This window comes from uncultured Brevundimonas sp. (assembly GCF_937870815.1).
In the GTDB taxonomy this organism is placed as follows: domain Bacteria; phylum Pseudomonadota; class Alphaproteobacteria; order Caulobacterales; family Caulobacteraceae; genus Brevundimonas.
The window spans coordinates 1-4,862 of the sequence record NZ_CALMZS010000224.1 but is presented as its reverse complement, the minus strand read 5'-3'; the positions used below and the strand labels follow the sequence as shown (position 1 = coordinate 4,862).

The 4,862-nt window shown below is 70.3% G+C and carries 6 protein-coding genes; all 6 read right to left on the bottom strand.

The window, feature by feature from the left end; all coding sequences use genetic code 11:
* Positions 1–133 precede the first annotated feature (133 nt).
* Positions 134–1,741, bottom strand: a complete 1,608-nt coding sequence (locus Q0588_RS15640) for an ATP-binding protein (RefSeq protein WP_298748119.1) — start codon at positions 1,739–1,741, stop codon at positions 134–136.
* A gap of 91 nt (positions 1,742–1,832) precedes the next feature.
* The gene (locus tag Q0588_RS15635) at positions 1,833–3,194 is read right to left on the bottom strand and encodes a glutamate--cysteine ligase (protein ID WP_298748117.1); all 1,362 of its coding nucleotides are present in this window, start codon (positions 3,192–3,194) and stop codon (positions 1,833–1,835) included.
* A gap of 96 nt (positions 3,195–3,290) precedes the next feature.
* A complete protein-coding gene (locus Q0588_RS15630; RefSeq protein ID WP_298748115.1) occupies positions 3,291–4,169 on the bottom strand; it encodes a 16S rRNA (uracil(1498)-N(3))-methyltransferase in 879 nt (292 codons plus the stop codon).
* On the bottom strand, positions 4,166–4,426 hold the full coding sequence (locus tag Q0588_RS15625) for a Txe/YoeB family addiction module toxin (protein ID WP_298748113.1): 261 nt from the start codon (positions 4,424–4,426) through the stop codon (positions 4,166–4,168). The genes Q0588_RS15630 and Q0588_RS15625 overlap by 4 nt, the downstream gene beginning before the upstream one ends.
* On the bottom strand, positions 4,423–4,677 hold the full coding sequence (locus tag Q0588_RS15620) for a type II toxin-antitoxin system prevent-host-death family antitoxin (protein ID WP_298748111.1): 255 nt from the start codon (positions 4,675–4,677) through the stop codon (positions 4,423–4,425). Before Q0588_RS15620 ends, Q0588_RS15625 begins: the two co-directional genes overlap by 4 nt.
* Positions 4,678–4,718: 41 nt before the next feature.
* The coding region (locus tag Q0588_RS15615; RefSeq protein ID WP_298748121.1) for an acyl-CoA dehydrogenase family protein at positions 4,719–4,862 on the bottom strand (144 nt) is incomplete at its 5' end.

Genomic DNA, 4,862 nt, shown 5'->3' with positions numbered 1-4,862 from the left:
GTCTCCCAGCCGGCCCTGCGCGAGTGCCGACGCTTCGTCGCCCGCTTCGGCGCCGTGACCCGCTACGAGCGCGACGGCGCCGCCCTGACCGAGGCCGGACTGGCGCGATGCAACGCCGCGGCCGGCTGAGGTTCTAGGACCCGACCACGGCCTGGATGCCGGCCAGCAGGCTGGCGGCGGTGATCGGCTTGGCCACATGGCTGTCGGCCCCGGCCGCCAGGGCCTGCTCGCGGTGCTCGGCCATGGCGTTGGCGCTCAGCATGACCACGGGCGTGCGGGCGCGTCCCGGCGCGGCGGCCTCGAAGGCGCGGATGGCCCGGGTGGCGCTCAGCCCGTCCATCACCGGCATCTGCATGTCCATCAGCACCAGGTCGAAGGCGCCGTCGGCGAAGGCGGCCAGGGCCTGGGCCCCGTCGCCGGCGATGACCACCTCGGCGCCCTGGCTGGCGAGGATCAACTGGACCACCCGCTGGTTGGTCGGATGGTCCTCGGCCAGCAGCACCCGCAGCGGCCGCCCGCCCTGCGGCAGGACCAGGGTCGCGGCGTCCGGCTCGCGGGCGTCGTAGTCGGCCAGGCTGCCGGCGCGCCGTAGCGGCAGGACGAAGCGGAACCGGCTGCCCGCCCCCGGCGTCGAGCGGGCCTCGATCTCGCCGCCCATCATCTCCACCAGCGAGCGGCAGATCGACAGGCCCAGGCCCGTGCCCCCGAACCGGCGGGTGATGGTGCTGTCCGCCTGGTTGAAGCGTTCGAACAGCCGCCCCGCGTGGTCGGCCCCGAAGCCGATGCCGGTGTCGGCGATGGTCAGCGCCAGCCGGTGGGCCTCGCCGCCGCCCGACGGGTCGTCGGACCACACCTCGACATCGACGGAGACCGAGCCCTCGGCGGTGAATTTGACGGCGTTGGACAGCAGGTTGCCGAGCACCTGGCGGATCCGCGTGCTGTCGCCCATGAACACGCCCCGCGCCTCCGGCGAGCGGCGCACCTCGAAGGCCAGCCCCTTGTCCTCGGCCCGGGCGCGCATCACCGCCAGCGGCTCGAGGGCCTCCTCGAGATCGAAGGGGCGGCATTCGAGGGTCAGCTGACCGGCCTCGATCTTGGAGACGTCGAGGATGTCCGACACCAGCCGCTCCAGGGTGTGGCCGGAACTGCGGATCATGCCCACCATCTCGGCCTGGTCGGCCGACAGCGGCGTTCTGGACAGGGCGTCGACGATGCCGATCACCCCGTTCAGCGGGGTGCGGATCTCGTGGCTCATATTGGCCAGGAAGTCCGACTTGGCCCGGTTGGCGGCCTCGGCCGCGGCCTTGGCGTCGAGCAGCGCCTGTTCGGCGGCCACCCGGTCGGTGACGTCCCGCGCGACGGCGTAGATGAAATCGCCGAAGCGCTGCGCCCGCCATTCGAGGGTGCGATAGTGGCCGTCCTTGTGGCGGTAGCGGTTGACATGCCCCCGCACCGGATCGCCGGGCTTGCGCCTGTCGACCTCCTCGGCGCCGCGGCGCGTGGCGGCCAGGTCGTCCGGATGCAGCAGGTCCGGCAGGAGCGTGCCGCGCATCTCTTCCGGCGAATAGCCTAGCGCCGTTTGCCACGAGCGGCTGACCTCGACGATCCGGAGATCCAGGTCGCGGATGACCAGCAGGTCGATCGAGACGTCGAAGAAGCGGGCCAGGTCGGCGCCGGCGTCCCGCACGGGATCGCGGCCGCGATCGGCGTCGGAGAGGGCGGTCGGCGCGCTGCAGCTCATGCTCGACCTCGTTTCTCAAGACCCCCAACTGCAACCGCAACCGCAACAGTCTGCGCGATCCGGTTAAGGCCGCATTAAGGCCGCAATGTCGTCAATAGGCGGAGTCGCGATAGATGCGGCTGACGTCCCCCTTCCAGTCGCCGTGATACAGTTCCAGCAGACGGTCGGCGGGGGTGAGGCCGCTGGCGGCGATGTCCTCCAGCTCCGACAGATAGCCGCGCTCGTCGACCATGCCGCCCGAGAACCGGGCCCGGTTCTTCAGGCCCTGCCGGGCGATGTCGACCAGGTCGACGGCCACCTCGCGCACGGTCCGTCCGGCCACCCGGGCCCGGAACCCCAGCCGCGTCACGTCGCGGCGCAGCCGCTCGTGGTCGGCGATGTCCCAGTCCTTGACCAGGTCCCAGGCCGCCGCCAGCGACGGCGCGTCGTACAGCACCCCCGCCCACAGCGCCGGCAGGCCGCAGATGCGGCTCCACGGCCCGCCGTCGGCGCCGCGCATCTCGAGGTACGACTTCAGCCGCACCTCGGGGAACAGGGTGGTCAGGTGGTCGGCCCAGTCCTTGGCCGTCGGCCGCTCGCCCGGCAGCGCCGGCAGCCGGCCGTCCATGAAGTCGCGGAACGACTGGCCCGACGCGTCGACGTAGCGGCCGTCGCGCTTGACGAAATACATCGGCGTATCCAGCGCATAGTCGGCGTAGCGCTCGAAGCCGAAACCGTCCTCGAACACGAAGTCGAGCATGCCGGTGCGGTCCGGGTCGGTGTCGGTCCAGACGTTGGCCCGCGCCGACAGGAAGCCGTTCGGCCGACCCTCCGTGAACGGACTGTTGGCGAACAGGGCCGTGGCGATCGGCTGCAGGGCCAGCGAGGTGCGGAATTTGGCCACCATGTCCGCCTCGCCGTCGAAATCGAGGTTGGCCTGGATGGTGCAGGTGCGCAGCATCATGTCGAGGCCCAGCGCGCCCTTCCGGGGCATGTAGGCGCGCATGATGTCGTAGCGGGCCTTGGGCATCACCGGCACGTCCTCGCGCCGCCACAGCGGGTCGAACCCGGCCCCGAGAAACCCCAGGCCCAGCTGGTCGGCCACCTGTTTGACCTCCAGCAGATGCCGGCCGGTCTCGTCGCAGATGCCGTGGATGTCCTTCAGCGGCGCGCCGGACAGCTCGAACTGTCCGCCCGGCTCCAGGCTGATCGAGGCGGTGAAGCCTTCGGCGTTCTCCCGCTCCAGGGCGATGACGTGGCCGCCCTCGCGCACCTCGCGCCAGCCGAACCGGGTCAGGCCCTCCAGCATGGCCTTGATGCCGCTCGGGCCCTCATAGGCCGGGCGGCGCAGGCTGGCCTTGTCGAAGCCGAATTTCTCGTGCTCGGCGCCGATGCGCCACTGGTCCCTGGGCTTGGACCCGTTCGACAGGGCGCCGATCAGGTCTTCGCGGGTAAGCGGCGCGGCGTCGGCCATGTGGTGTTCCAGCCCCTGGTGTCGCCGCTAGATGGGCGGGCCGGGCGGCCGGCTCAAGTCCCATTCTGTTTCGGCATCGATAAGGCCGGCTTGGGGCTATCGTTCCCAGTCGCCGACCGCCGCCTGCCACAGCGTCAGGGCGGTGATCGCCGCGGTGTCCGCCCGCAGCACCCGCGGCCCCAGCGATACGGCGGTGGTGAACGGCAGGGCCCGCAATCTGTCCCGCTCCTCCGGCGCGAACCCGCCCTCGGGACCGATCAGGATGGCCCACTTTTCTCTCCCTTCCCCCTCGACGGGGGAAGGGCCGGGGATGGGGGTGGAGGCAGGCTGGTCGTCAGCGGACGCTGATGGGCGCTGTCCGACATGGTCCCCGGCCTCTCGTGCGGGTTCCGTTGAGGCCGGCGCATCCACCCCCACCCAACCCTCCCCCCTCGAGGGGGAGGGCTCTCCGAGTGCTTTCCAGGCCGGCGCCCCGCCAGTCTCGTCGCAGAACATCAGCCGGCGGCCGGCCTCCCAGCCGTCCAGCAGGGTGTCCAGCTTCTGCGGCGGGTCGATCGCCGGCACGTCCAGCCGGCCGGTCTGTTCGGCGCTCTCGACGGCGATGGCCTCCAGCCGGTCCAGCCGCACCCGGTCGCCCTGGGTCCGCCGCGTCGTCACCAGGCCGATCCGCGCCGCGCCCAGCTCCGTGGCCTTCTCGACCGCGAACTCCAGCGCCGCCTTCTTCACCACCGCGATCAGCAGGCGCACGTCCGGCCCGGTCGCCTGCGGCCGCACCCGTTCCCCGGCGCGCAGCATCACCCCCTTCTTCAGCACCTCGGCGACGACGCAGCGCCACTCGCCGTCGACGCCGTTGAAGACCAGCAGGCCGTCGCCCGCCTTCAGCCGCATCACCTGGGTCAGATAGCGCGACTGGTCCAGCGTCGGCAGGACCGCGGCGTCGGGGGCGAGCGGCTGGGGCACGTGGAGGCGGATCATCGCGTGTAGTGATACCGGCACTGGGCGATCAGCAAGCCGTCCTCGGTCTTCCGGTATATCAGGCGATGTCCTTCATTGATGCGGCGGGACCACCAGCCTGAAAACTCACCCCGCAGCGGTTCGGGTTTGCCCGTGCCGGTGAAGGGCGTGCGGCTGCATTCCTTGATCAGGGCGTTGATCTTGGCGAGCAGTTTGCGGTCATGGACCTGCCAGTGGAGATAGTCTTCCCATCCCTCGTCCTGGAAAGTGACCTTCATTCGATCAGGTCGCGAACCTGGCCCTTGCCGGCGTCAAGCTCCGCGATCGACTTGCGCAGGCGTTCCGCGTTCGCGGGGCTGCGCAGCAGGTAGTCGGTCTCCTGCCAGGAGGTGAAATCCTCCAGCGACATCAGCACGGCGGCGGGCTTGCCGCCCTCGCGGGTGATGATGGTGTAGTCGTGATCCGCCGTGACCCGCTCGATGTTGGCGGCGAGGTTCTTGCGGAGTTCGGTGACGGAGATGGCGTTCATGCGTCGAACGTACGCCATCGCGTACGCTAAATCAAGAACCCCTACAGCGTCCGCGCGATCAAGAGCTTCATGATCTCGTTGGTGCCGCCGTAGATGCGCTGCACCCGGGCGTCCTTGTACAGCTGGGCGATCGGATATTCGGTCATATAGCCGTAGCCGCCGTGCAGCTGCAGCATCTCGTCGAT